Consider the following 26,121-nt stretch of genomic DNA (forward strand, 5'->3'; position numbering starts at 1 on the left):
AGTCATTGCTCCGGTTCTCGTGGCGGTCGGAAAACGTCGCTGTGCGAGTCCCACAAGTGGTGCAAAACGCGTCCGGCTGCGGACGCCCCGGGGCCGCCCCCGCCACTGGGCGGGGGTGGCGGAACGGCGGGGGCGTCCGCAGCCGGACGGCTGAGCTAGAGATACTGGCCGGTATTGGCCACGGTGTCGATGGAGCGGCCCGTGTCCGCGCCCTGCTTTCCGGTGACGAGGGTGCGGATGAAGACGATCCGCTCGCCCTTCTTTCCGGAGATGCGGGCCCAGTCGTCCGGGTTGGTGGTGTTGGGCAGGTCCTCGTTCTCCTTGAACTCGTCCACACAGGCGGCGAGCAGGTGGGAGACGCGGAGGCCCTTCTGGTTGTGGTCCAGGAAGGCCTTGATGGCCATTTTCTTGGCCCGGTCCACGATGTTCTGGATCATCGCTCCGGAATTGAAGTCCTTGAAGTAGAGGACTTCCTTGTCACCGTTGGCGTAGGTGACCTCCAGGAAGCGGTTCTCCTCGGATTCGGCGTACATCTGCTCGACGACCGACTGGATCATGCCGTCCACGGTCGCCTTGGCGGACCCACCGTGTTCGGTGAGGTCGTCGGCGTGCAGCGGCAGGGTCTCGGTGAGGTACTTCGAGAAGATGTCCTTGGCGGCCTCGGCGTCCGGGCGCTCGATCTTGATCTTCACATCGAGGCGGCCGGGGCGCAGGATGGCCGGGTCGATCATGTCCTCGCGGTTGGAGGCGCCGATGACGATGACGTTCTCCAGGCCCTCGACGCCGTCGATCTCGGAGAGCAGCTGGGGGACGATGGTGTTCTCCACGTCCGAGCTGACCCCGGAGCCGCGGGTGCGGAAGAGGGAGTCCATCTCGTCGAAGAAGACGATGACCGGGGTGCCCTCGCTGGCCTTCTCGCGGGCGCGCTGGAAGATCAGCCGGATGTGCCGTTCGGTCTCGCCGACGTACTTGTTGAGGAGCTCGGGGCCCTTGATGTTGAGGAAGAAGCTCTTCCCCGCGGGCTTGCCGGTCACCTCGGCGACCTTCTTGGCAAGGGAGTTGGCGACGGCCTTGGCGATGAGTGTCTTGCCGCAGCCGGGGGGGCCGTAGAGCAGGACGCCCTTGGGCGGGCGGAGTTCGTGTTCCTTGAAGAGGTCGGGGTAGAGGTAGGGGAGCTCGACCGCGTCGCGGATCAGCTCGATCTGGTTTCCCAGGCCGCCGATCTTCGTGTAGTCGATGTCCGGGACCTCTTCGAGGACGAGTTCCTCGACCTCGCTCTTGGGGATGACCTCGTAGACGTAGCCGGAGCGGGGTTCGAGCAGGAGGGCGTCACCGGGGCGGATGGTGGTGTCCAGCAGCGGCTCGGCGAGCCGTACCACCCGCTCCTCGTCGGTGTGCCCGATGACCAGGGCGCGTACGCCGTCCTCGAGGATCTCCTTGAGGGTGACGATGTCGCCGTGGCGCTCGAAGGCCATGGCGTCGACCACGTTGAGGGCCTCGTTGAGCATGACTTCCTGGCCGGGCCGGAGCTCGTCGAGCTCGACGCCGGGGCTGACGTTCACCCGGAGCTTGCGGCCTCCGGTGAAGACGTCGGCGGTGCCGTCCTCGTTCGCCTGCAGGAAGGCCCCGAAGCCGGCCGGCGGCTGGGCGAGCCGGTCGACCTCCTCCTTGAGGGCCACGATCTGGTCGCGTGCTTCGCGGAGGGTGTTCGCGAGGCGTTCGTTCTGCGCGGAGACGCCGGCCAGGTTCGTCTGGAGCTCGACGATGCGCTCTTCGAGAATCCTCGTGTGGCGCGGTGAGTCGGCGAGCTTGCGGCGCAGGACGGCGATCTCCTGCTCGAGATAGGCAACCTGGCCCGCGGGGTCGTCAGACCCTCGTCCCGGCCGGATGCCGCGGTTCATGTCGTCGTCGTGGGCTGCCACGGTCCTCACCTCCTCCAAGGGGAGCTGGACGCTTCCAGACCCTACCTGGGCCGGTGCAGGTTGAAACCCCTAGATCACAAACCCGGTCGGAGTGTGTCCGATCTTCACCCTTGCGCACGTCCTCACGTGAGGGGAATACCCACCCATCAACATCGGAAAGCGGGCGGTTGTATCGTCGACTCGGTCAACACCCGTCAGGGCTGGCTCCAATTGGTTCACGTACGCAGGAACGGCAGGCGAGATGACGGTGCAGGAAGAAGGACTCGGTGAGCTGGAAGTCTGGATCGACCAGGACCTGTGCACCGGGGACGGCATCTGCGCGCAGTACGCCCCGGAGGTCTTCGAGCTGGACATCGACGGGCTGGCGTATGTGAAGAGCGCCGACGACGAGCTGCTCCAGGACAAGGGTGCCACCACGCCGGTCCCGTTGCCGCTGCTCAACGACGTGCGGGACTCCGCGCTGGAGTGCCCGGGGGACTGCATCCATGTCCGCCGTGTCTCGGACAAGGTCGAGGTGTACGGCCCCGACGCGGGGTGACGGTTCATCCACCCGCCGCGACCGGCGCGGCGGTCAGGGCGAACTGGCCGTCGCGCCAGTGCCACTTGACCGCCCGGCGCAGGTCGGGGCAGCAGCGGGGGACGCGGGCCGCGGAGTAGCCGAGAAGTGTGGCCGAAACGGTGCGCTCGGTGACGGTGAGGCCGGTGACGCTCATCCGCTCCCGGGGGTCGACGAGGGCGGCCACGATCCGGGGCGCGGCCTTGTGCTCGGGGTCGGAGGCCGCCGGGGCGAGGACGTAGACGCCGCTGGGCGGGGTGCCGGCGCCGGAGGGGCAGCGGACGACCGCGACCGTCTCGGGCTCGCCGTCGCCGTCGAGGTCCCCCGTGGCCCGGTCGGTGACCTCGGCGGTGGCGCTGCCGCAGTCGACGGGGTAGCGGACGGCCCCCGCGTCGGGGGCGGGGGCCGCAGCGGCCGGGGGCGTGGGGGCGGTGGCGCCGGCGTCGCCGGGGCCGAGGAGTGCGGCGCCGGTGATCACGCCGGCCAGTGCGGCGGCCGTGGCCAGCCAGTGGACCGGACGGGTACGGGTGTGCGGGTGGGGCTCGGGGACGGGTCCTGCCGGGGGCTGCACGCGCACCGACTCCTCCGGGGGCGGCTGGGACGAGGATCTTCCGCATCGTGCCACACGGCCCGGGGCCGGCACACGGGGGGCGCGGGCCCTGGCCTCACCCGGTGTACGGGTGCCCAACGCGCGAGCGCCGCCGTCGAGTTCGCGTGGGGATGCGTACTCGGCGGCGGCGCTCGCGTTCGTGCGGGAGGGGTCAGCCCTTGTTGGGGCCCTCGTAGTCCTCGCCGTAGGCGCCCTTGGCGGGACGGCGGCGGCGCATCGGGGGCTCGACGCCGTCCGCGAGGCGGCGGGCGGTGACGAGGAAGCCGGTGTGGCCGATCATCCGGTGGTCCGGGCGGACGGCCAGGCCCTCGACGTGCCAGTTGCGGATCATGGATTCCCAGGGCTGCGGCTCGGCGAAGCAGCCGATCTCACGGATGGACTCCACGGTCCGCGCGAGCTGGGTGGTGGTGGCCACGTAGCAGCACAGGATGCCGCCGGGCACGAGCGCCTTGGAGACGGCCTCCAGGCACTCCCACGGGGCGAGCATGTCCAGGATGACCCGGTCGACGTCGGTGTCGGAGAGGTTGTCCTGGAGGTCGCCGACGGTCAGCTGCCAGGCGGGGTGGGGGCCGCCGAAGTAGCGCTCCACGTTGGCCTGCGCGATCTCGGCGAAGTCCGCGCGGCGCTCGTAGGAGTGCAGCATGCCCTGGTCGCCGATGGCCCGCAGCAGGAAGCTGCTGAGCGAGCCCGATCCCACACCGGCCTCGACGACGCGGGCGCCGGGGAAGATGTCGGCGAACGCCAGGATCTGCCCCGCGTCCTTGGGGTAGACCACGGCGGCACCGCGGGGCATGGACAGGACGTAGTCGGGGAGCAGGGGGCGCAGCGCGAGGTAGGCGACGTTTCCCGTGGTACGGACAACACTGCCCTCGGGAGCGCCGATCAGCTCGTCGTGGGGGAAGGAACCCTTGTGGGTGTGGAAATTCTTCCCGGCCTCGAGCGTGAACGTGTAGTGGCGTCCCTTGGGGTCGGTGAGCTGGACCTGGTCCCCGACCTTGAAGGGCCCGCGACGGCGGGCGGCACCGGTCGGTTCGGACATGTGACCAGCCTACCGGGTGTGCTGCGGGCGGCCGACCACCTGTGGGCCCGCGGGGCTCCGCACGGGCTCTATAGCGGCTCCGTGGCGCCTCCGCGCCGGCTCCGCTACGACGAGGGGCGGGCCATGGCGGCGACGAAGGCGCGTTCGACGTCGGCCGTGGAGAGGACGCCGTAGACCTCCCCGGTGTCCTCGACGACGAGGTATTCGGTGGCGGGGGTGGCCCGCAGGACGTCCAGGAGGTCCTCGCCGGAGAGGTCGGCGGAGACGCGCATGCCGTCGCGGATGTCCTGGGCGAGGGTGCCCACGGCGACCCAGGGGCGGCGGTGCTCGGGGACGCCGACGATGGCGGCCTCGCGGACGAGGGCGGTGGGGGTGCCCTGTCCGTCGACGACGACCAGGGCGCGGGCGCCGGCCTCGTTGGCGCGGCGGAGGGCCTCGGAGAGCGGGGTGGCGGCCTCGACGGGTACGGCGCGCCGGGTGAGGGCGCGGGCGCGCAGGGCGGGGAGGTGTTCGCGGAGCCGGGCCATGCGCAGGCTGTTGCCGGCGCCGGTCCAGATGATCGCGGCGAGGATGGCGGCGAGCAGGGCGTCGGTGAGGGTGTCGACGCCGCCGATCTCCTCGGCGCCGGCGCGGTGGGTGAGCAGGGGGAGCCCGACGAGGACGCCGACGGCGAGGGCGCGGCCGACCCAGGCGGCGGCGACGGTGCCGGTCATGGGGCGGCCGCTGATCTTCCAGACGACGGCGCGGAGCATGCGTCCGCCGTCCAGGGGGAGGCCGGGGAGCAGGTTGAAGGCGGCGACGAGGAGGTTGGAGACCATCAGCCCGGCGAGCAGGACGGCCGGTACGGTGCCGGGCTGGACGGCGAGGACGCCCAGGTAGAAGAGGCCGGCGAGGACGAGGGAGAGGAGGGGGCCGACGAAGGCGAGCACGAATTCGCGGCCGGGGGTCTCGCTCTCCTTCTCGATCTCGGAGACGCCGCCGAAGAACTGGAGCTGGATGCGGCGTACCGGGAGTTTGAAGCGGAGTGCGGCGACCGTGTGGGCGAGCTCGTGGACGAGCACGGAGGCGTAGAAGGCGACGGCGAAGAAGAGGGCGACCAGGTAGCGGATGTTCCCCAGCTCGGGCAGGACGCGGTCGAGCTGGCCGCCGAAGACCCAGGTGATGAGGGCCGCCACCAGGAACCAGCTGGGGGCGACGTAGACGGGTACGCCGAAGGGACGGCCCATGAGGATGCCGCCGCCGGCCTCGCGCGGGGGCTGCGGCTTGCGGTCCCCGGGGCCGGGGGGTCGGCCGGCGTCGTTGCCGCCGGTGCGGCCCTGCCCGCTGTTGTCCACGGTGTCCCCTCGTCGGATCCGGTCATTCGCACCCACGTGGTGCATTCTTACGATCATGCAGTGCGAAGGGGTCTACCGTCGATGGTATGCGGCCGACTGTCGGTGACGGGCCGTAGGGTTTGTGTCATGGATACCGCCCCCGAGCTTCCCGCCGCCCCGGCCCGGGCCGCCGCGCGTCCGGCCTCGTTGTCGCCGTCGCGTGCGGCCGATTTCATGCAGTGTCCGCTGCTGTACCGCTTCCGGGTGATCGACAGGCTGCCGGAGAAGCCGAGTGCCGCGGCGACCCGGGGCACGGTGGTGCACGCGGTGCTGGAGCGGCTCTTCGACGCCCCGGCGGGCGAGCGGACGGCGCCGCGGGCCAGGGGGCTGGTGCCGGGCGAGTGGGAGCGGCTGCTGGAGGCCCGTCCGGAGCTGGCGGAGCTGTTCCTGCGGGAGGACGGCAGCCATGACCCCGACCTGCTGGCCGGCTGGCTGGCGGACGCGGAGCGGCTGGTCGAGCGGTGGTTCACGCTGGAGGACCCGACGCGTCTGGAGCCCGCCGAGCGCGAGCTGTCGGTGGAGACGGTGCTGGACTCGGGGCTGCGGCTGCGCGGCATCGTCGACCGGGTGGACGTGACCCCCGCGGGCGATGTGCGGATCGTCGACTACAAGACCGGCAAGGCCCCGGCCCCGCGGTACCGGGACACCCCGCTGTTCCAGATGATGTTCTACGCCCTGGTGATGTGGCGGCTGCGGGGCCGGATCCCGCGCCGGCTGCAGCTGGTCTACCTGGGCAGCGGCGACGTGCTCACGTACGACCCGGTGGAGGCGGAGCTGCTGGCGGTGGAGCGCCGGCTGCGGGCGCTGTGGGAGGCGATCACCCTGGCCACGGACACCGGTGACTGGCGGCCCCGGCCGACGAAGCTGTGCGGCTGGTGCGACCACCGGTCCCGCTGCCCGGAATTCGGTGGCACTCCCCCGCCGTATCCGCTGCCCCTGCCGGCGCCCCGTGCGGCGGCGGACGACGGTCCGGCTGCCTCCGCCGGCGGCCCGCAGGGCAGAATGGACGCGGTCTAGCGAAGGAGTTCTCCTGTGGCGATCCGTGTCCTGTTGGTCGACGACCAGCCGCTGCTGCGCACCGGCTTCCGCATGATCCTGGAGGCCGAGCAGGACCTGGCGGTCGTCGGGGAGGCCGGGGACGGTCTGCAGGCCCTCGACCAGGTCCGGGCGCTGCAGCCCGATGTGGTGCTGATGGACATCCGGATGCCCCGGATGGACGGCGTCGAGGCCACCCGGCAGATCACCGGTCCGGAGCGGAACGGCCCGGCCAAGGTGCTGGTGCTGACCACGTTCGATCTCGACGAGTACGTGGTCGAGGCGCTGCGGGCGGGGGCCAGCGGGTTCCTGCTCAAGGACGCGCCCGCCCATGAGCTGGTGCAGGCGATCCGGGTGGTGGCGGGTGGCGAGGCGATGCTGGCGCCGAGCATCACGCGGCGGCTGCTGGACAAGTACGCCGGGCATCTGCCGTCGGGCGAGGAGCCGCTGCCGGACACCCTCCACACGCTCACGGACCGTGAGGTCGAGGTGCTGAAGCTGGTGGCGCGCGGTCTGTCGAACGCGGAGATCGCGGCGGATCTGTTCGTCAGCGAGACCACGGTGAAGACCCATGTGGGGCATGTGCTGACGAAGCTGGGGCTGCGGGACCGGGTGCAGGCGGCGGTCTACGCCTACGAGAGCGGTCTGGTGCGCCCCGGGGCCCAGTGAGCTCCCTCGGAACGGAACACGACGACGCCCCGGCACGCGGTCCGCGTGCCGGGGCGTCGTCGTGTGCGCGGCGGGGCCGCGCCCGGGTCAGTCCTTGGCGCCCTTGCTGATCTCCCAGAATCGGAAGACGGTCGAGGCGTCGAGGGTCCACTGGAGACCGTCGATCCGGTCGTTGGCGACCGCGTACTGCTTGCCCTGCCACAGCGGCAGCACCGGCACGTCCTGGGCCACGGTGTTCTGCACCTTGGCGAAGTCGGCGACGGTCGACGGGCGGCTGCCCTGGGCGGCCGTGGTCGGCAGGATGCTCGCTATGTCCTTGGACGTGTAGTTGTTCGCGAGGACGCTGTCCTCGCCGAAGAACGGCGCCGTGAAGTTGTCCGGGTCCGGGTAGTCGGGGACCCAGCCCTTCACGTAGATGCCGTACTTGCCGGCGGCGATGTCCTTCTCGTACTGCTCGAAGGGCACGCTCTGCACGTCGGCCTCGAAGAGGCCGCTGGCGTTGAGCTGCCGGGCGATCTCCTTGAACTCGGCGACGGTGGCCGGGCCGTATCGGACCGGGGTGGCGTAGAGGGTGACCTTCGCCTTGCCGGTGATGCCGGCCGACTTCAGGGCCGCCGAGGCCTTGTCGATCTGCGGGTGGTCGCCGTAGAGGTCGAAGAACGGCGTCCGGTGGCCGGTGATGCCGCTGGGGACCACGGAGTACAGCGGCTCGGCGGTGCGCTTGTAGACGTCGCGGACGAGCGCGGAGCGGTCGATGGTGAAGGCGATGGCCTTGCGGACGCCGACCTTGCCGACCACCGGGTCCTTGGTGTTGAACACCAGGTGCTGGACCTCGGCGCTGGTGCCCTCGACGACCTTCAGGCTGCCCTTGTCGCCGACGTTCTCGATGTCCGCGATGTCCTTCATGCCCAGACCACGGTAGGCGAGGTCGATCTCGCCCTTCTGGAGCGCGGTCTTGAGCTCGTCCTGGTGGCCGTCGAAGAACTTCAGGGTCATGCCGCTGTTCTGCAGCGTGGCCGGGCCCTTGTAGGAGCCGTTGGGCTTGAAGACGGCCTTGCCCTTGCGGTCGAAGGAGTCCAGCTTGTAGACACCCGAGCCGACGGCCTTGCCGTCGGTGCGGAGCTTGTCCTTCGGGTACTCCGTGTGGTCCACGATCGAGCCGGCACCGGAGGCGATCTTCTGGGGGAAGGTGGCGTCCGGGCGCTTGAGCTGGAAGACGACGGTCGACTTGTCCGGCGTCTTGATGTGCTTGATCGTCGACAGCATGGCCGCGGCGGGACCGCTCTTGTCGTTGATCCGCAGCGTGCGGTTGAACGAGTAGGCGACGTCCTCGGAGGTGAGGTCGTTGCCGTTGCTGAACTTCAGCCCGTCCACCAGGGTGCACTCGTAGACGGTGCTGGTGTCGTCCTGGAACTTGCAGCTCTTGGCGGCGTCCGGGACCGGGGTGGTGCTGCCCTTGGGGAAGCTCATCAGCGACTGGAAGACGTTGTTGAAGAGCAGCCAGGAACCGGGGTCGTAACCGGACGCCGGGTCGGTGGAGAGGACCTCTTCCGACATCCCCATGACCACCGACTGCCCGGTGCCGGCCGCCGAGCCGTCGTCCGATCCGCACCCGCTCAGCAGGGCGGCGGCGAGCCCCGCGCCGAGCGGGGCGGCGAGCCACTGGTCACGTTTCCTCACGTGCACTTTCCTCACAGTTCTTGATCGCAGAAGAGAGACCGTCGGGTGTATCCGGTGAAGCTGGTGGAACTGGACCTGCGTCGGGGGCCGGGGCGGGGTGCCGCCGTCAGCCGCGGGTGAGCTCCCAGGGCTGGAGCTCGGACGCGGAGTTGAGGGCCCACTCCGCGCCGTTGATCTTGTTCCGCGCCGCGACGTACTGCTTGCCCTGCCACAGCGGCAGCAGCGGCACGTCCTCGGCGAGGAGGTCCGCGGCCTGCTGGAAGTACTTCGCGGCGGCCTCGCGCTGCGCGGTCTCGCGGGACTGCGGGATGAGCTCGTTGGAGATCTTCGGGTTGCGGTACGGCGAGGAGAGGAAGTTGTCCTTGCCGACGAACGGGGCGATGAAGTTGTCCGGGTCCGGGAAGTCGGGGAACCAGCCCATGCCGTAGACGGCGTACTTGCCCTTGGCGGCCTCGGGGCGGAAGTCCGCCCACTTCACGCCCTGCACCTTGGCCTCGAAGAGCCCGGTGCCGTTCAGCTGCTTCTGCAGCGACTTGAAGACCTTCGCGGTGGTCTCACCGTAGTGGTCCGTGGTGTAGGTGAGGGTCAGCGGCACCGGGGTGGTGATGTTCGCGGCCTTCAGCAGGGCGCGGGCCTTGTCGGCGCTGGGCTCGCCGTACTTGTTGGAGAAGGCGTTCTGGTGGCCGGCGATACCGCTGGGCACCAGGGAGTACAGCGGCTCGCTCGTGCGGTCGGCGTCGTCGCGGGTCAGCGCCTGCCGGTCGACCACCTGCGCCACGGCCTGGCGCACCGCCTTGGACTTCACCGAGGGGTCCTCGGTGTTGAAGGCGAGGTAGCTGATCTCCTGGCCGGGCGACTCCAGCAGCCGGACCCCCTGGTCCGCGGAGTTGCGCAGGCGGCCGATCTGCTCGGGCAGCAGGGCGCGGTTCATGATGTCGATGTCGCCGCCCTTGAGGGCCTTCTCCATCGACGCGGCGTCGTCGAAGAAGCGCATCTCGACCTTGTCGTTGAGCACCTTGACGGAGCCCTTGTAGTCCCCGTTCCTGCTGAACGTGGCCTTGACGACGCGACCGTCCTTGGTGTCGGCCTTCAGCGTGTACGGACCGGAGCCGACCGTCCTGAAACCGTTGTCCAGCTTGTCCTTGGCGTAGGACTCGCTGTCGACGATGGCGGCGGCCGGGGTGGCGATCTTCTGCGGGAAGGTGGCGTCGGGCGACTTGAGGTGGAAGACCACCTCGCGCTCGTTCGGGGTCTCCACCTTGTCGATGTTGCTCAGCAGGGAGACCGGGCCGTTCTCGAAGTTGATGGCCCGGGCACGGTCGATGGAGAACTTGACGTCCTCCGAGGTGAGGTCGTGCCCGTTGGAGAACTTCAGGCCGCCGCGCAGGGTGCACCGGAACTGCTCGTTCTTGCGGTCGCCGAACTGGCAGCGCTCGGCGGCGTCGCCGACCGGCTCGGTGCCGGAGCGCGGCAGCCGCAGGAGTGTCTGGAAGGTGCTGTGGAGGACGTTCCAGGCGCCGATGTCGTACGCGGCGGCGGGGTCGAACGGCGCCGGCGCGTCGGTGGTCTCCTCGAACCGGTCGGTCGTGCCGATGACGATGGCCTTGTTCCCGCCGGACCCCTCGCCCCCGCCACAGGCGACGAGCGCGGGCGCCAGCAGGGCTGCCGCGAGGGGCAGGACCAACGTCTTGCGGTTCATTGTCCGGTGTTCTCCCTGTGGTGCGTTCGACTGCCCGGACCCTACCGATACCTGATGCGCTGGTCATACGGGCAGCCGTGAAGTTCTCGCGAAAAGATTAGTGCGCACCGCCGCCGGGCCCGGAACCGGAAGAACTTGACGTGATATCACGCCGTGATAACGACGGAGAGATATCCGTTATTCGGACGCCGGAACGTTTCCGGCAGGAGATGATCAAACGGGACACAAGGGTGCGCTTCAGCCCCGGAAAACGCCCACCGGCCGGCGCGCAAGGCGACGCGCGGGCGCCGGGACCGGTGACGAAGGTCACTTCCGTCACGCCCCGGCCGACCGCGCGAATTCAGCCGCCGCATTCGTCACGGAAAACAATCGATCACGTGCTCAGAGTTCATGGTCATTCCCGCACCGCACGCTCGGTGCACACTCTGTCGCATTCCCGTGATCGGCCGCCGAACGGGGTCAGACCTTGATCAGGCCCCGCAGAAAAGACAAGTCGACTTCCTCCAGCGAACCCACGACCGTACGGCCGAGGGCCGGCGGGATGGGCGCCACCGAGGGCACCGCCACCACCCGGCAGCCGGCCGCCTCGGCGGCCGTCACACCCGTCAGGGTGTCCTCCACCACCGCGCAGCGGGCCGGGTCCGCGCCCAGCCGGGCGGCGGCCAGCAGATAGGGGTCCGGGTGCGGCTTGGTGCGGGCGATCTCGTCGCCCGCCACGGTCAGCGTGAAGTGCTCGGGGCCCAGGGTGTGGAGCACCCGGTCGATGATCTCCCGGTGCGAGGCCGAGACCAGCGCCGTCGGTACCCCGTGCGCGGCCAGCTCGCCCAGCAGCCGCCGGGCGCCCGGCATCAGCGGGACCCCGCGGCCGATCATCTCCGAGAACCGGCTGTTCAGGAGGGCGGTCAGCTCGGCCAGGGCGATCCGCGCCCCGGTGGCCTGGATCAGGAAGGAGGCGCTGCGCGTCATCGGGCCGCCGACGACGACCTCGCGCCAATCCTCCAGCAGCTGGTGCCCCAGCTCGGCGAAGACCGCGACTTCGACCTCCCACCAGAAACCCTCGGTGTCGACCAACGTGCCGTCCATGTCGAGCAGGACCGCTTGCAGGGCCGATGCCGCCGAACGGGTGTCGACCGCGGGAATGCTGCTGGTCATCCGCACACCTCCTGAGGGACGAGAAGGCCGGTCCCCCACCCTCGACGGGTAGTGAACCGGCCTTCACCGGGCAGACAAGTGTACGGCGAACCGTTACGGTGCGTCGCGTCAATACTCCGCGAAAGTCCCGGGAGGACGCCCGTTCCCCGTCACCGGGGCCGGTCCTCGTCCCCGGGGCCGTCCTGGCCCCGCCGCGGCTCCGGGCCCTCGCCGCCGGCCTCCTCGTCGGAGCCGGCCGGAGGCCTGGGAGGCCGGGTGCGCCCGCTGGTGGTGTCGCGCAGATACGAGCCGCCGGGCCCGCCCTCGGTCAGCCCCGGCTCCGCGGCCAGCGGTCCGGCCTGGCCCGGCTGCCCGGGCTGGCCGTCGCGGCGCCGCAGATAGCGCTCGAACTCGCGGGCGATCGCCTCGCCGGATGCCTCCGGCAGATCGGCGGTGTCCCGCGCCTCCTCCAGCGACTGGACGTACTCGGCGACCTCGCTGTCCTCGGCCGCCAGCTGGTCGACGCCCAGCTGCCAGGCGCGCGCGTCCTCGGGCAGCTCGCCCTGCGGGACCCGGAGGTCGATCAGGTCCTCCAGGCGGTTGAGCAGGGCCAGGGTGGCCTTCGGGTTGGGCGGCTGCGAGACGTAGTGCGGAACGGCCGCCCACAGGCTCACCGCCGGCACCCCGGCGTGGGTGCACGCCTCCTGGAGGACGCCGACGATGCCGGTCGGCCCCTCGTAGCGGGACTCCTCCAGGTCCAGGGTGCGGGCCAGGTCCGGGTCGGAGGTCACCCCGCTCACCGGGACGGGCCGGGTGTGCGGGGTGTCGCCGAGCAGCGAGCCCAGGATCACCACCATCTCCACGCCCAGCTCATGGGCGAACCCCAGGATCTCGTTGCAGAACGAGCGCCAGCGCATGCTCGGCTCGATGCCGCGCACCAGGACGAGATCGCGCGGCGCGCCCTTGTCGGCGCCGGTGCGCACCACGGAGAGCCGGGTGGTCGGCCAGGTGATCTTGCGGACCCCGCCGTCCAGCCAGACGGTGGGCCGGTTGACCTGGAAGTCGTAGTAGTCCTCCGCGTCCAGCGCGGCGAAGACCTCGCCCTTCCATTCCCGGTCCAGGTGCGCGACCGCGCTGGAGGCGGCGTCACCGGCGTCGTTCCAGCCCTCGAAGGCACAGATCATGACCGGGTCGATCAGCTCGGGAACCCCCTCAAGCTCGATCACCCAGCGCCTCCTTCCGACCGGCCCCTCCCGCGGGTCGCGGGGTGTCGCCGGTTGCCGTTCCGTGCAGTTGCGTCATGTCTTGCGTGTGCCCCCAAGCCTACGACTTCGGCGACCCCCCTTCGCAGCCCCTGAGGGGGAGGGACTTTCAGCCACGCGCACCCCATTCACCGCGGTAGGCACGCCAGTCGGCCTCCGTCGCGGCGAAGTCCACGTAGAGGGCCAGCCCGAAGTGCCGTCGGCCGCGGTCCTCGCGGCTGAGGCCCAGCCGGGCGCCGCGCACGGCGGCCGCGGCGGTCTCGGCCCGGCTCTGATGGCCCCAGTCGTCGGTGTGGTAGAAGGGCAGGCCCATCAGGAGGTCCGTGCCCGCCGGGGTCGCCCGCAGCGCGAGCGCCGTCTGCCGGGCCACGTAGCCCCCGTAGAGGTTCTCCCAGGGCAGGGCCGTGTCGTAGGACATGACGGCGATCTGGTCGACCCGGCGGGCCACCGCGCCGAAATAGCTCTGCGTCCACCACTTCTTGCTGCCCATCATCCGGGCCGCGCTGTGCATCGAGGGCAGCGGGTCGATCTGCTGGGCGGCGACCGACAGCACCCCGCCGGCGGACCGCACGGCCGGGCGCAGCGCGTCCAGCAGCGTGAGGAAGGCGGCGTCGCCGGTGGGCACCGGCTCGACGTCGACGTGCACGCCCTCGAAGCCCGCCCGCATCACCTGGCGGGCGCTGGCCACCACCGCGTCCCGGGCGGCGGGCGAGGCCAGCGGCAGCCCCGCGCCGTCCGGCCGGTCGACCAGCCGGTTGCCCAGCCAGGCCTGTACCCGGACGCCCGGCAGTTCGCGGTGGACCGCCGCGACGAGCCAGGCGGCGTTGCGGTACGCGGAGGCGGGCAGCGTGCCGTCGTGCTCCAGCGGGCCCGCGTGGACGTACAGGTCGTGGATGCCGGTGTCTCCCACCCGTCGCTTGAGCCGCGCCAGGTCGGCGTCGCCGCGGCGGCCGTCGATCCAGGCGTGGCCCAGCCAGAGCGCGTCCCTGCCGCGGGTGACCGCGTCGGGGGCGGGTGTCCCGGCGTACGAGGCCCGCAGCGCGCTGCCCGCCGTCACCACGGGGAGCAGCACCAGCAGGGCGAGGCCGAGCGCGACGCGGAGCGCGACGCGCCGCAGCGGCGTCCCGCGCCGGGTCGTCCTCCGCCGGGCCGTTGGCCGCCGGGTCGTTGGCCGGTTCATGTCGTCCCCCTCTTCCCTTCGAGGGACGTGTTCGAGCGCGCGGCGGTTGCGTTCGGTTCCCCGGGCACGCGGAGGGGAGGGACGCCCCGGGCGTCCCTCCCCTCGTCACGTCATGTGCCGATGCGTCAGCGCTGGTCGCCGAGCATGTCCTTGACGCGGGTCCGGACGTCCTCGGTGTCCAGGCCGCGGATCGTCAGGGTGGTGCGGCGGCGCAGCACGTCGTCGACCGTCTCGGCCCACTCGTGGTCGCGGGCGTAGGCGACCTGGGCCCAGATCTCCGGACCGTCGGGGTGGATCCGCTCGCCGAGCTCGGGGTTCTCGTTGACCATGCGGGCGATGTCGAAGGACAGCGAGCCGTAGTGGGTGGCGAGGTGACGGGCGGTCAGCGGGTCCATGCGGCTGCCGGGCTCGCGGTCCACGAGCAGGCGGTGGGCGACCGCGTTGGGGTTGGCGACACCGGGCAGCGGGGTGCGGCGGACCAGGCTGGAGATGGGCTCCATGTCCTCGGTCAGCGGGCTGCCGGGCACCTGGGCCAGCTTCTTCATGACCGTGCGGCCGATGTGGCGGTAGGTGGTCCACTTGCCGCCGGCGACGGACAGCATGCCGCCCTTGCCCTCGGAGACGACCGTCTCGCGCTTGGCCTGGGCCACGTCGCCGGGGCCGCCGGGCAGCACCCGCAGGCCGGCGAAGGCGTACGTCATCAGGGAGCGGTCGAGGTCGGCGTCCTGGATGGAGAACGCGGCCTCGTCGAGGATCTGCTGGATGTCCTCCTCGGTGGCGCGCACGTCCGCCGGGTCGCCCTCGTACTGGGTGTCGGTGGTGCCCAGCAGCAGCTGGTCCTCCCACGGCAGGGCGAAGGTGATGCGGTACTTGTCGATCGGGGTGGCCATGGCGGCCTTCCACGGCGACTTGCGCTTCATCACGATGTGCGCGCCCTTGGAGAGCCGGATCGACGGCGCGGCGCCCTTGTCTTCCAGCTTCCGCAGGTGGTCCACCCACGGGCCGGTGGCGTTGAGGACGACGCGCGCGTCGATGCCGAACTCGGTGCCGTCGACGCGGTCCTTGAGCTCCGCGCCGGTCACCTTGCCGTGCGTGAAGCGCAGACCGGTGACCTCGGCGTGGTTGAGGACCACGGCGCCGGACTCGACCGCCGCGCGGACCGTCATGACGGCCACGCGGGAGTCGTTCATCTGGTGGTCGTAGTAGACCGCCACGGCCTTGAGGTTGTCGGTGCGCAGACCGGGGTTGTCGGCCTTGGCCTTGGCCGGGGTGATGACCTTGCCGACGCCGTCGCCGAAGGCGGACAGCGCGGAGTAGGCGAACACGCCGGCGCCGAGCTTGGCCGCGCCCACCGGGCCGCCCTTGTAGACGGGCAGGTAGAAGGTGAGCGGGTTGACCAGGTGCGGGGCCACATCCTTGGCCAGCACCCGGCGCTCGTGGTGGTTCTCCGCCACCAGCTTGACCGCGCCGGTCTGCAGGTAGCGCAGACCGCCGTGGACGAGCTTGGAGGAGGCGGAGGAGGTGGCGCCGGCGAAGTCGCCGGCGTCCACCATGGCGACCCGCAGACCGGACTGCGCGGCGTGCCAGGCCACCGAGGTGCCCAGGATGCCGCCACCGATCACCAGGAGGTCGTACGTCGCGTTGGACAGCCGGTCCCGGGTCTCGGCGCGGCCCGGGTTGGCGCCGGCAGCCGGGTGCGTTCCCAGGGTCGGAACGCTCTGCGGGGTTGTCATGATTACTCCTCGTCCTCGATCCAGCCCATGGTCCGCTCGACGGCCTTGAGCCAGTTCTTGTACTCGCGGTCACGCGTGTCCGCGTCCATGCGGGGGGTCCACTCGGCGGCCCGGCGCCAGTTGGCGCGCAGCGCGTCGGTGTCCGGCCAGAAGCCGACGGCGAGGCCGGCGGCGTAGGCGGCGCCGAGGCAGGTCGTCTCGGCGACCATCGGGCGCACCACCGGCGCGTCCAGGAAGTCCGAGAGGGTCTGCATCAGCAAGTTGTTGGAGGTCATGCCGCCGTCGACCTTGAGCGCGGTCAGCTCGACGCCGGAGTCCTTGGTCATGGCGTCGGTGATCTCGCGGGTCTGCCAGGCGGTGGCCTCGAGCACGGCGCGGGCGATGTGCGCCTTGGTGACGTAGCGGGTCAGGCCCGCGATGACACCGCGCGCGTCGGAGCGCCAGTAGGGGGCGAACAGGCCGGAGAAGGCGGGCACGAAGTAGGCGCCGCCGTTGTCCTCGACGGAGCTGGCGAGCGTCTCGATCTCGGCCGCGCTCTTGATGAGGCCCATCTGGTCGCGCATCCACTGCACGAGGGAGCCGGTGACGGCGATGGAGCCCTCGAGGGCGTAGACCGGCTTCTGGTCGCCGATGCGGTAGCCGACGGTGGTCAGCAGGCCGTTGTAGGAGTTGACGGGCTCGTCGCCGGTGTTCATCAGCATGAACGTGCCGGTGCCGTAGGTCGACTTGGCCTCGCCCTCGGAGAAGCAGGTCTGGCCGAAGAGGGCCGCCTGCTGGTCGCCGAGCGCGGAGGCGACGGGGACGCCGGCGAGGGCGCCGTCCTTGGCGGTGCCGTAGACCTCGGCGGAGGAGCGGATCTCCGGCAGCACGGCGGCCGGGACCTCCATCGACTCCAGGATGCGCTCGTCCCAGTCGAGGCTGCGGAGGTTCATCAGCATGGTGCGGGAGGCGTTGGTGACGTCCGTGACGTGGACACCGCCCTCGACACCACCGGTGAGGTTCCAGATGACCCAGGAGTCCATGGTGCCGAAGAGGATGTCGCCGGCCTCGGCGCGCTCGCGCAGGCCCTCGACGTTGTCCAGCAGCCAGCGGACCTTGGGGCCGGAGAAGTAGGAGGCCAGCGGGAGGCCGGTCTCGCGGCGGAAGCGGTCCTGGCCGACGTTGCGGCCGAGCTCCTTGCAGAGGGCGTCGGTGCGGGTGTCCTGCCAGACGATGGCGTTGTAGACCGGCTGGCCGGTGTTCTTGTCCCACAGCAGCGTGGTCTCACGCTGGTTGGTGATGCCGATGGCCTTGACGTCGGCGGCGGTGATGCCCGCCTTCTCGACGGCGCCCGCGACGACCTCCTGGACGTTCGCCCAGATCTCCATGGCGTCGTGCTCGACCCAGCCCGGCTTGGGGAAGATCTGCTCGTGCTCCTTCTGGTCGACGGAGACGATGCGTCCGTCGCGGTCGAAGACGATGCAGCGGGAGGAGGTGGTGCCCTGGTCGATCGCCGCGATGAACGGGCCCTGGCCGTGGGTGCCGGTGGTCTCGGTCATGGTCTGTGTGCTCCTGGGGGTGAAGGTGCGGGCTTAGAACGCGAGCTTGTGGATGCCTGCGGCGAGGGCGGCACCGACGAGGGGGCCGACCACCGGGATCCAGGCGTAGCTCCAGTCGGAGCCGCCCTTGTTCGGCAGCGGGAGCAGCGCGTGGGCGATGCGGGGGCCGAGGTCACGGGCCGGGTTGATGGCGTAGCCGGTGGGGCCGCCGAGCGAGAGGCCGATACCGACGACGACGAAGGCGGTCATGAGGACGCCGGTGCCGCTGACGGCCAGGCCCTCGGTCAGGCCCTGGGTGAGGATGGCGAGCACGAGCACGGCGGTGCCGATGATCTCGGTGGCGAGGTTCTGCACGACGTTGCGGATCTCGGGGCCCGTCGAGAAGATGCCCAGGACCGGGCCGGCCTGCGGGGTGGCGGTCTGGTCGACCATGCCCTCCTGCGGGTTGAGCGAGGCGACGATCTCCGGATCGGTGAGGTGCGCCTGGAACTGCCCGTAGTACGTCACCCATACGAGGCAGGCGCCGATGATCGCGCCCAGCATCTGGGAGCCGACGTAGAGCGGTACGTCGCTCCACTCGACCTTGCCGTCGAGGGCGAGGCCGAGGGTCACGGCCGGGTTGAGGTGGGCGCCGGACGGCTTGGCGATGTACGCGGCCGTCAGCACCGCGAAGCCCCAGCCGAACGTGATGGCGAGCCAGCCCGCGTTCAGCGCCTTCGAGCGCTTGAGGGTGACGGCGGCACACACGCCGCCGCCGAGCAGGATCAATACTGCGGTACCGATGGTCTCACCGGTGAAGATGTCGGAGCTGGACACCCGCGACTCCTTTGTCCTTCGTCCAGGGGAAGGCGAACCCCGGCTCACTCCGGCGGTCCGCGCCCTCCGTGAGGGCGGTGATCGGCCCCATGGCACTGCACGCACTGCACACCATAGCGAATATTGTCGTTAGGTGTTCGACAATGCCGACCGATGCACGGCAGTTTTCTGCACGGTTAAGGGCCCGTCAAGGGCTGTGTGACCGGAAACTCTCGGCCAACTGGCCGGAAATTTACGTTTGGATACCGGTGGGTAACGAGGGGGTCTCGGGAGCCCCCGGGAGGCCCTGTTTCCGAACCGCGACGGCGGTTTCCGACCTGCTCGGAGGGCCTTCGGCCCGTCCCGCCCGGAAGCGTCCGGGCGGCCCGGCTCAGAAGCGTCCGGCGCCCAGGTCCCGGGAGACGGCCCGGGCGCAGTCGCGGACGGCCGCGACCAGTCGTGCCCGCAGCTCGCCGTCCTCGCAGACGCGCTCCACGGCGCCAGTGATCCCCACCGCGCCCACCGGCATCCGGCGCCGGTCGTGGATGGGCGCCGCCACGGAGGCCACGCCGGCCCAGGTCTCCTCCACGTCCGCGGCCCAGCCGCGGGCCCGGGTGAGGTCGAGGAGGCCCTCCAGGTCCGGCATGGCGGTGACGGTGCTCGGGGTGAACGCCTCGCGCGCGGTGTCGGCCACCTCGGCGTGGGCCACCGGGTCGTAGGCGCACAGCACCTTGCCCAGGGCGGTGGAGTGCAGCGGCTGCATCGCGCCGACCTCCAGCACCTGGCGGCTGTCGTCGGGGCGGAAGACATGGTGGATGATCAGCACGCCCTGCTGGTGGAGCACGCCCAGGTAGACGCTCTCGCCGCTGGAACGGGCCAGGTCGTCCGCCCAGACCAGGGCCCGGGCGCGCAGCTCGTGGACGTCCAGGTAGCTGTTGCCCAGGCGCAGCAGCTCGGCGCCCAGCTGGTAACGCCCGGAGGCGGGGTCCTGTTCGACGAAGCCCTCCTGCTGGAGGGTGCGCAGGATGCCGTGCGCGGTGCCCTTGGCCAGCCCCAGCGCGGAGGCCACGTCGGACAGGCCGAGCCGCCGCTCGCCACCCGCGAGCAGCCGCAGCATGGCCGCCGCCCGTTCGAGCGACTGGATGGTTCGTGCCATCGAGCAACCTCCTTGCGCGTCGCCGACCGGCTGTATCCGTTTGTATCCGTTCGGCAATGCTGAACACTATCGGCCGATGCCGACCAGGGGATACCCGACAGCAGGCCAGTCCATGATCACCGAGAAACGGCGCATGGCCGAATCCGGCCACCCCTCCCCCGGACCCCCGCGCGGCCGGTGCCGGTCCATCCCCTGGGACACCCCCTGCCACCGCGGGACTCGGCGGCTACGCTTGCGGCGTGCGCCCTCTGAAGGGAGGGCGCAAAGCCGACAGCCGTCGCACACCCGGGAGCACTTCCATGGCCTCGCGTACGCCATCGACCCCTCTGCCCGCCCGAGTCGCGCAATTGCGCGACGCCCTGGCCACCCGTGTGGTGGTGGCCGACGGGGCGATGGGCACGATGCTTCAGGCGCAGGACCCCAGCCTCGAGGACTTCCAGCAGCTGGAGGGCTGCAACGAGGTCCTCAACGTCACCCGTCCCGACATCGTGCGCTCCGTGCACGAAGCCTACTTCGCGGTGGGCGTGGACTGCGTGGAGACGAACACCTTCGGCGCCAACCTCGCCGCCCTCGGCGAGTACGACATCGCCCACCGCATCCACGAGCTCTCCGAGTCCGGCGCCCGCATCGCCCGCGAGGTCGCCGACGAGTTCACCGCCGCCGACGGCCGCACCCGCTGGGTGCTGGGCTCCGTCGGCCCCGGCACCAAGCTGCCCACCCTCGGCCACACCTCGTACGGCCCCCTGCGCGACGCCTATCAGCGGAACGTCGAGGGCCTGATCGCCGGCGGCGCCGACGCCGTCCTCGTCGAGACCACCCAGGACCTGCTGCAGACCAAGGCCTCCGTCATCGGCGCCCGGCGCGCCATGGCCGCCACCGGGGCCGATCTCCCGCTGCTGGTCCAGGTGACCGTGGAGACCACCGGCACGATGCTGCTGGGCTCCGAGATCGGCGCCGCGCTCACCGCGCTGGAGCCGCTGGGCATCGACATGATCGGCCTGAACTGCGCCACCGGCCCCGCCGAGATGAGCGAGCACCTGCGCTACCTCTCCCGGCACGCCCGCACCCGCGTCTCGGCCATGCCCAACGCGGGCCTGCCCGTCCTCGGCAAGGACGGCGCCCACTACCCGCTCACGCCCGCCGAGCTGGCCGACGCCCACGAGACGTTCGTCCGGGAGTACGGGCTCTCCCTCGTCGGCGGCTGCTGCGGCACCACCCCGGAGCACCTGCGGCAGGTCGTGGAGCGGGTGCGCGGTCTCGCGCCAGGCGAGCGCCGGCCGCGCCCCGAGCCGGGCGCCGCCTCCCTCTACCAGACCGTGCCCTTCCGGCAGGACACCTCGTACCTGGCCATCGGCGAGCGCACCAACGCCAACGGCTCGAAGAAGTTCCGCGAGGCCATGCTGGACGGCCGCTGGGACGACTGCGTGGAGATGGCCCGCGACCAGATCCGCGAGGGCGCCCACCTGCTCGACCTGTGCGTCGACTACGTCGGCCGGGACGGCGTCGCCGACATGGCGGAGATCGCCGGCCGCTTCGCCACCGCCTCCACCCTCCCCATCGTCCTGGACTCCACCGAGCCCGCCGTCATCCAGGCGGGCCTGGAGAAGCTGGGCGGCCGGGCCGTGATCAACTCCGTCAACTACGAGGACGGCGACGGCCCCGACTCGCGCTTCGCCCGCATCACCCGGCTGGCCGTGGAGCACGGCGCCGCGCTGATCGCCCTGACGATCGACGAGGACGGCCAGGCCCGCACCCCCGAGCACAAGGTGGCCGTGGCCGAGCGGCTCATCGCCGACCTCACCGGCAACTGGGGCGTCCTGGAGTCGGACATCATCGTCGACTGCCTCACCTTCACCATCGCCACCGGCCAGGAGGAGTCCCGGCGCGACGGCATCGCCACGATCGAGGCGATCCGCGAGCTCAAGCGGCGCCACCCCGACGTCCAGACCACCCTAGGCCTGTCCAACATCTCCTTCGGCCTCAACCCGGCCGCCCGTATGGTCCTCAACTCCGTCTTCCTCGACGAGTGCGTGCAGGCCGGTCTGGACTCGGCGATCGTGCACGCCAGCAAGATCCTGCCGATCGCCCGGCTGGACGAGGAGCAGCGCGAGGTCGCCCTCGACTTGATCCACGACCGCCGCCGGGAGGGCTACGACCCGCTCCAGCGCTTCCTGGAGCTGTTCGAGGGCGTGGACACCAAGTCCATGAAGGCCGGGAAGGCCGAGGAGCTGGCCGCCCTGCCGCTGGAGGAGCGGCTGCGCCGGCGCATCGTCGACGGCGAGCGGAACGGCCTGGAGGCCGACCTCGACGAGGCGCTGACCGAGCGCCCGGCGCTCGACATCGTCAACGACACCCTGCTGGAGGGCATGAAGGTCGTCGGCGAGCTCTTCGGCTCCGGCCAGATGCAGCTGCCCTTCGTGCTCCAGTCGGCCGAGGTGATGAAGAACGCGGTCGCCTATCTGGAGCCGCACATGGAGAAGTCGGACGCGGCGGGCAAGGGCACGATCGTGCTGGCCACGGTGCGCGGCGACGTCCACGACATCGGCAAGAACCTCGTCGACATCATCCTCTCCAACAACGGCTACAACGTCGTCAACCTCGGCATCAAGCAGCCGGTCTCGGCCATCGTCGAGGCCGCCGAGGAGCACCGGGCCGATGTGATCGGCATGTCCGGCCTGCTGGTGAAGTCCACCGTGATCATGAAGGAGAACCTGGAGGAGCTGAACCAGCGCAAGCTGGCGGCCACCTACCCGGTGATCCTCGGCGGCGCCGCCCTCACCCGGGCCTACGTCGAGCAGGACCTCCACGAGATCTACGAGGGCGAGGTGCGCTACGCCCGGGACGCCTTCGAGGGCCTCCGCCTGATGGACGCGCTCGTCGCGGTCAAGCGCGGGGTGCCCGGGGCCGCCCTGCCGGAGCTCAAGCAGCGGCGCGTACCGAAGCGGGAGACGACCGTCCTGGAGGTGGACGAGCCCGAGGGCGCCGTCCGCTCCGACGTCGCGACCGACAACCGCGTCCCCGAGCCCCCCTTCTGGGGCACCCGCGTCGTCAAGGGCATCCCGCTCAAGGACTACGCGTCCTGGCTGGACGAGGGCGCCCTCTTCAAGGGTCAGTGGGGCCTGAAGCAGGCCCGCGCCGGCGGCCCGACGTACGAGGAGCTGGTGGAGACCGAGGGCCGGCCGCGGCTGCGCGGCCTGCTCGACCGGCTCCACACGGACAACCTGCTGGAGGCGGCCGTCGTCCACGGCTACTTCCCCTGCGTCAGCAAGGGCGACGACCTCATCCTGCTGCACGAGGACGGCACCGAGCGCACCCGCTTCACCTTCCCGCGCCAGCGGCGCGGCCGGCGGCTGTGCCTCGCGGACTTCTTCCGCCCGGAGGAGTCGGGCGAGACGGATGTGGTCGGCCTCCAGGTCGTCACGATCGGCTCCCGCATCGGCGAGGCGACGGCGAAGCTGTTCCAGGCCGACGCCTACCGCGACTACCTGGAGCTCCACGGCCTGTCCGTGCAGCTGGCGGAGGCCCTGGCCGAGTACTGGCACGCCCGGGTGCGCGCCGAGCTGGGCTTCGGCGGGGAGGACCCCGAGGACGTCGAGGACATGTTCGCCCTCAAGTACCGGGGCGCCCGCTTCTCCCTCGGCTACGGCGCCTGCCCCGACCTGGAGGACCGCGCGAAGATCGCGGACCTGCTGCGGCCGGAGCGGATCGGCGTCCATCTGTCGGAGGAGTTCCAGCTGCACCCCGAGCAGTCCACCGACGCGATCGTGATCCACCACCCGGAGGCGAAGTACTTCAACGCCCGCTAGCCGGCGGGATGCCTCCGTTCGCGTGAGGCCGCCCCTCCCCGCGTTTTCCGGCACCGCCCGGCGGAAAGGCCACCGCCGGGCGGTGGCCCGCACCGCCGGAGCGAGGGAGGAGACGGCCGTGAGGGCTGCCCTGAGGAAGACGACGAGGGCCGCGGTCGCCGCGGCGGCCCTGACGGCGGCGGCACTGCTGCCGCCGTCCGCGGCCGCCGCGGAGGCGCGGGCCCCGATCTGCCCGACGGTCGTCGGCCTGTGCACCTGGACGGAGGCCGGCTCCGGGGGCCCGGCCAGAATGCTGGAGAACCCCACGCCCCGCCTCGCCCAGCCCGTGCGCAGCGCCAAGAACCAGACCAACCACCCCTGGTGCCTGTACACCCGCCCCTCCTACGCGGGCGAGCGCTCCGTCATCCAGCCGGGCTCCTACAACCCGGGCCTCGGCCTGGAGGCCCGCTCGGCCCGCCCCTGCTGACGGCCGCTCCCCCGCCGGCGGTCACTCCGCCCGGAGCGTCACCGTCAGGGGACGGTCCGTCGGACGGGACGTCGTCTTCACGCGCACCACGCCGCCCCGTTCCGCCGCGTCGTACCACCAGCCCTCGGCGGCCCGCTCGAAGGCCTCCCCCGACTCCAGCCGGGGCAGCGGCCGCCCGTCGAGCGCGGCGGAGGCCGGCGCGGCGGTGTGGACGGCGAAGTGCGTGGGCCGGGCCGCCGGCCTGCCCCGGTAGTCGCCGGTGAGGGCGCCCAGCGAGAGCGTCACGTCCCCGCGCCCGCCGGTCCGCGGCGCCCGTACGGTCAGCCGCTGCTCCGCGGAGGCGCCCGAGCGGTGGGCGCGGGTCACGCCGTCGTCCTCGTAGAGGGTGAACGACGAGGGCGCTCCGGTGCCGTCCGGGTAGACGTCCCAGGCCACCGGCGCGTCCGGGGCGCGGTCCCGGTGGGAGCGGATGCCGGGCCACATCGGGACGGCCGCCCCCGCCCTCACGAACAGCGGCAGGGTGTCGAGCGGGGCGCGGTAGCCGTCGACGGTGGCCGGGCCCTCGTACACGCGGCCCGTCCAGTAGTCGGTCCAGGTGCCCTTGGGGAGGTAGATGCCGTCGCGGACGTCCGTGTCCCGGTAGACCGGGGCCACCAGGAAGTGCTCGCCCGTGAGGAACTCGTACTTCGCCGCGTCCGAGGACGCCTTCGGGTCGTCCGGGTACTCCAGGGCCAGCGGGCGCACCGGGCCGACGCCCGTGCGCGTGGCCTCGGCCGCGTAGGAGTACATGTACGGCAGCAGGGATTCCTTGAGCTTCAGGTACTTCCGGTTGATGGAGGTGTAGGGCTCGCCGTACCGCCAGGGCTGTTTGTCGTCGGGTGCCCAGCCGTCCATCGTCATCACGGCCGGCAGGAAGGCCTTCCACTGGAGGTCGCGCACATACGTCCTGGGGCTGCCGCCGAAGATGCCGTCCACGTCGCCCGTGGTGTACGCGAGGCCGGACATCGTGGCGCCGGCGTACGTGGGGATCTGCCAGCGGATGTAGTCCCACGAGCCCTTCTGGTCACCGGACCACTGGACGCCGCACCGCTGGGCGCCCGACCAGCTCTCGGGGGCCCAGGTGAAGCCGCGCGCGTCGCTGTTGTCCTCGATGCCCTTGTAGGCGTCCTCGCAGCCGTCGAGGGCGAACTTGTAGCCGTCGCCGACCCAGGCCACGTCCAGCTTGGCGACACGCTGCCCGGCCCGTACCTGGTCGGCGAGTTTCGCGAGACCGTCCTCGGTCCACAGGCCCATGGCCGCCCCGCGGTCGCCGAGGCCCTTGTTCACCTCGGGCAGGTTCTCGTAGCCGCAGCCGTAGCCGTCGTTGACGAGCATCCAGCCGAGCGGCATGTCGTGGGCCACGTAGCCGTCGGCGACCTTCAGCGCGTCGAGCGTGCGCCGCTCGCCGCGGTTCCTGTTGTGCAGGTAGCAGTCCGAGTCGCCGATCTCCAGGCCGTACACGGGCGGCAGGAAGGGCCTGCCGGTCAGGCGCGTGTACTGGCCGATGACGTCCTTCGGCGTCTTCCCCGCGAAGTAGTAGGCGTCGAAGCGGCGCTCGCGGGCGGTCGCGGTCACCGGGTCGGCGAAGGCGTAGGTGTTGGGTGCCCAGGTGTTGCGGTAGACGCCGTAGCCGGCCGACGAGAGGTAGAAGGGCACCGAGTTCGGGTGCCCGCCGTCGTTCCAGTCGTAGTCGACGCCGACCTCGACCGTCTTCCCCCGGTGCGAGGTGTTGCCGCGCCCGTTCTGCATCCCGGCGCCGTAGAACTGCTCGCCGGCGCCGCGCGCGAGGGTCTGGGTGGTGCGGTCGCCGGTCCAGGTCAGGCCCTTGGTCTCGGCCCACAGCAGCGACCCGTCGGCGCGGTGGAGGGCGAAGCGCAGCGGGCTCCTGTACGCGCGCAGGGTGATCGCCGGGGTGCTCAGCTCGTAGCGGTCGGGCCGTTCGCGCCAGTGGGTCGGCGGGGGCGGTCCCTGCCGCTGGACGATGTCCTTGCCCGTGGGGTCGGTGAACGTGCCGTCCGGCGCGAGCTCCAGCCGGAACGATTCGGCCGTGACGAAGCGGACCCGTACGGCCGTCCGCCCGGCGCGGAGGTGGAAGACGGGGCCGGCGGTGGAGAAGCCGGTGACGTCGCCCACGGTGGTCCCGTCCGGGTCGGCGGCCGGGCCCGTGGCGCGGGCCGCGTCCACCGGGCCGGCCATGGTCGCCAGCACGCCCAGGAGCGCACCGGCGACCGCCGCTCTCAGTCGTCGTGCCCGCGTTCGTGTTCGCGTTCGTGTTCGCGTGTTCACGCTCATGACGGCGTGCCTAGCGCAGGCGGCGGGGCCGCCGCCATGGACGGGTGTGCGGCGTCCGTGGACTTGTCGCGCGCCGGGCCCCGCGTACGGGAAAGGGGGCCCGCGTACGGGAAAGGGGGCGCCCCCGCGCGGTCCGCGGG

The 26,121-nt window shown here is 71.3% G+C and carries 19 protein-coding genes; 5 read left to right on the top strand and 14 right to left on the bottom strand.

Going from position 1 to position 26,121, the window contains the following annotated elements; translation table 11 throughout:
• Positions 1-155: 155 nt before the first annotated feature.
• On the bottom strand, positions 156-1,922 hold the full coding sequence (gene arc, locus AC07BS_RS10555) for a proteasome ATPase (protein ID WP_478644790.1): 1,767 nt from the start codon (positions 1,920-1,922) through the stop codon (positions 156-158).
• A 241-nt stretch (positions 1,923-2,163) separates the two neighbouring features.
• Between arc and AC07BS_RS10560 the strand changes: the two genes are divergently transcribed.
• Positions 2,164-2,460 carry a ferredoxin gene (locus AC07BS_RS10560; RefSeq protein ID WP_478644793.1) on the top strand — a complete coding sequence of 99 codons (297 nt, stop codon included), beginning with the start codon at positions 2,164-2,166 and terminating at the stop codon, positions 2,458-2,460.
• A gap of 4 nt (positions 2,461-2,464) precedes the next feature.
• On the opposite strand, the gene AC07BS_RS10565 is transcribed toward AC07BS_RS10560, so the two are convergent.
• From AC07BS_RS10565 to AC07BS_RS10575, 3 genes are all read right to left on the bottom strand, one after another.
• Positions 2,465-3,049, bottom strand: a complete 585-nt coding sequence (locus tag AC07BS_RS10565; RefSeq protein ID WP_478644796.1) for a hypothetical protein — start codon at positions 3,047-3,049, stop codon at positions 2,465-2,467.
• 190 nt (positions 3,050-3,239) lie between these two features.
• A complete protein-coding gene (locus AC07BS_RS10570) occupies positions 3,240-4,127 on the bottom strand; it encodes a tRNA (adenine-N1)-methyltransferase (RefSeq protein ID WP_399930811.1) in 888 nt (295 codons plus the stop codon).
• 104 nt (positions 4,128-4,231) lie between these two features.
• Positions 4,232-5,461 (bottom strand): site-2 protease family protein, encoded by a 1,230-nt coding sequence (locus AC07BS_RS10575; RefSeq protein ID WP_478644799.1) that lies wholly within the window; start codon positions 5,459-5,461, stop codon positions 4,232-4,234.
• A 126-nt stretch (positions 5,462-5,587) separates the two neighbouring features.
• Here AC07BS_RS10575 and AC07BS_RS10580 point away from each other — a divergent pair, with 126 nt between their 5' ends.
• On the top strand, positions 5,588-6,517 hold the full coding sequence (locus AC07BS_RS10580) for a RecB family exonuclease (protein ID WP_478931401.1): 930 nt from the start codon (positions 5,588-5,590) through the stop codon (positions 6,515-6,517).
• Positions 6,518-6,532: 15 nt separating this feature from the next.
• The gene (locus tag AC07BS_RS10585; protein ID WP_087928839.1) at positions 6,533-7,204 is read left to right on the top strand and encodes a response regulator; all 672 of its coding nucleotides are present in this window, start codon (positions 6,533-6,535) and stop codon (positions 7,202-7,204) included.
• Positions 7,205-7,291: 87 nt separating this feature from the next.
• On the opposite strand, the gene AC07BS_RS10590 is transcribed toward AC07BS_RS10585, so the two are convergent.
• The 9 genes from AC07BS_RS10590 to AC07BS_RS10630 form a co-directional block, all read right to left on the bottom strand.
• Complete coding sequence (locus AC07BS_RS10590) at positions 7,292-8,884, bottom strand: ABC transporter substrate-binding protein (protein WP_478644804.1); 1,593 nt, start codon at positions 8,882-8,884, stop codon at positions 7,292-7,294.
• 106 nt (positions 8,885-8,990) lie between these two features.
• Positions 8,991-10,583 (bottom strand): ABC transporter substrate-binding protein, encoded by a 1,593-nt coding sequence (locus AC07BS_RS10595; RefSeq protein WP_478644807.1) that lies wholly within the window; start codon positions 10,581-10,583, stop codon positions 8,991-8,993.
• Positions 10,584-11,042: 459 nt separating this feature from the next.
• On the bottom strand, positions 11,043-11,735 hold the full coding sequence (locus AC07BS_RS10600) for an HAD family hydrolase (protein WP_478931403.1): 693 nt from the start codon (positions 11,733-11,735) through the stop codon (positions 11,043-11,045).
• Positions 11,736-11,884: 149 nt separating this feature from the next.
• On the bottom strand, positions 11,885-12,940 hold the full coding sequence (locus AC07BS_RS10605; RefSeq protein WP_478644812.1) for a PAC2 family protein: 1,056 nt from the start codon (positions 12,938-12,940) through the stop codon (positions 11,885-11,887).
• Positions 12,941-13,085: 145 nt separating this feature from the next.
• Complete coding sequence (locus AC07BS_RS10610) at positions 13,086-14,156, bottom strand: glycoside hydrolase family 18 protein (RefSeq protein ID WP_478931406.1); 1,071 nt, start codon at positions 14,154-14,156, stop codon at positions 13,086-13,088.
• Positions 14,157-14,281: 125 nt separating this feature from the next.
• Positions 14,282-15,889, bottom strand: coding sequence for a glycerol-3-phosphate dehydrogenase/oxidase (locus tag AC07BS_RS10615; RefSeq protein ID WP_478644817.1), 1,608 nt, complete (start codon positions 15,887-15,889; stop codon positions 14,282-14,284).
• A gap of 2 nt (positions 15,890-15,891) precedes the next feature.
• On the bottom strand, positions 15,892-17,427 hold the full coding sequence (glpK, locus tag AC07BS_RS10620) for a glycerol kinase GlpK (RefSeq protein ID WP_478644820.1): 1,536 nt from the start codon (positions 17,425-17,427) through the stop codon (positions 15,892-15,894).
• Between the two features lie 33 nt (positions 17,428-17,460).
• The gene (locus AC07BS_RS10625) at positions 17,461-18,243 is read right to left on the bottom strand and encodes an MIP/aquaporin family protein (RefSeq protein ID WP_478644822.1); all 783 of its coding nucleotides are present in this window, start codon (positions 18,241-18,243) and stop codon (positions 17,461-17,463) included.
• A 370-nt stretch (positions 18,244-18,613) separates the two neighbouring features.
• Positions 18,614-19,378, bottom strand: coding sequence for an IclR family transcriptional regulator (locus tag AC07BS_RS10630; protein WP_478644825.1), 765 nt, complete (start codon positions 19,376-19,378; stop codon positions 18,614-18,616).
• 299 nt (positions 19,379-19,677) lie between these two features.
• On the opposite strand from AC07BS_RS10630, the gene metH reads away from it, so the two are divergent.
• Together metH and AC07BS_RS10640 are read left to right on the top strand one after the other, a co-directional pair.
• Positions 19,678-23,184: a methionine synthase gene (gene metH / locus AC07BS_RS10635; RefSeq protein WP_478644827.1), complete on the top strand. Its 3,507-nt coding sequence runs from the start codon at positions 19,678-19,680 to the stop codon at positions 23,182-23,184.
• A 118-nt stretch (positions 23,185-23,302) separates the two neighbouring features.
• The gene (locus tag AC07BS_RS10640; protein WP_478644830.1) at positions 23,303-23,650 is read left to right on the top strand and encodes a peptidase inhibitor family I36 protein; all 348 of its coding nucleotides are present in this window, start codon (positions 23,303-23,305) and stop codon (positions 23,648-23,650) included.
• A gap of 21 nt (positions 23,651-23,671) precedes the next feature.
• On the opposite strand, the gene AC07BS_RS10645 is transcribed toward AC07BS_RS10640, so the two are convergent.
• Complete coding sequence (locus AC07BS_RS10645) at positions 23,672-25,981, bottom strand: glycoside hydrolase family 31 protein (RefSeq protein ID WP_478931410.1); 2,310 nt, start codon at positions 25,979-25,981, stop codon at positions 23,672-23,674.
• Positions 25,982-26,121 lie beyond the last annotated feature (140 nt).

It is taken from the genome of Streptomyces sp. NPDC044063 (genome assembly GCF_056434285.1).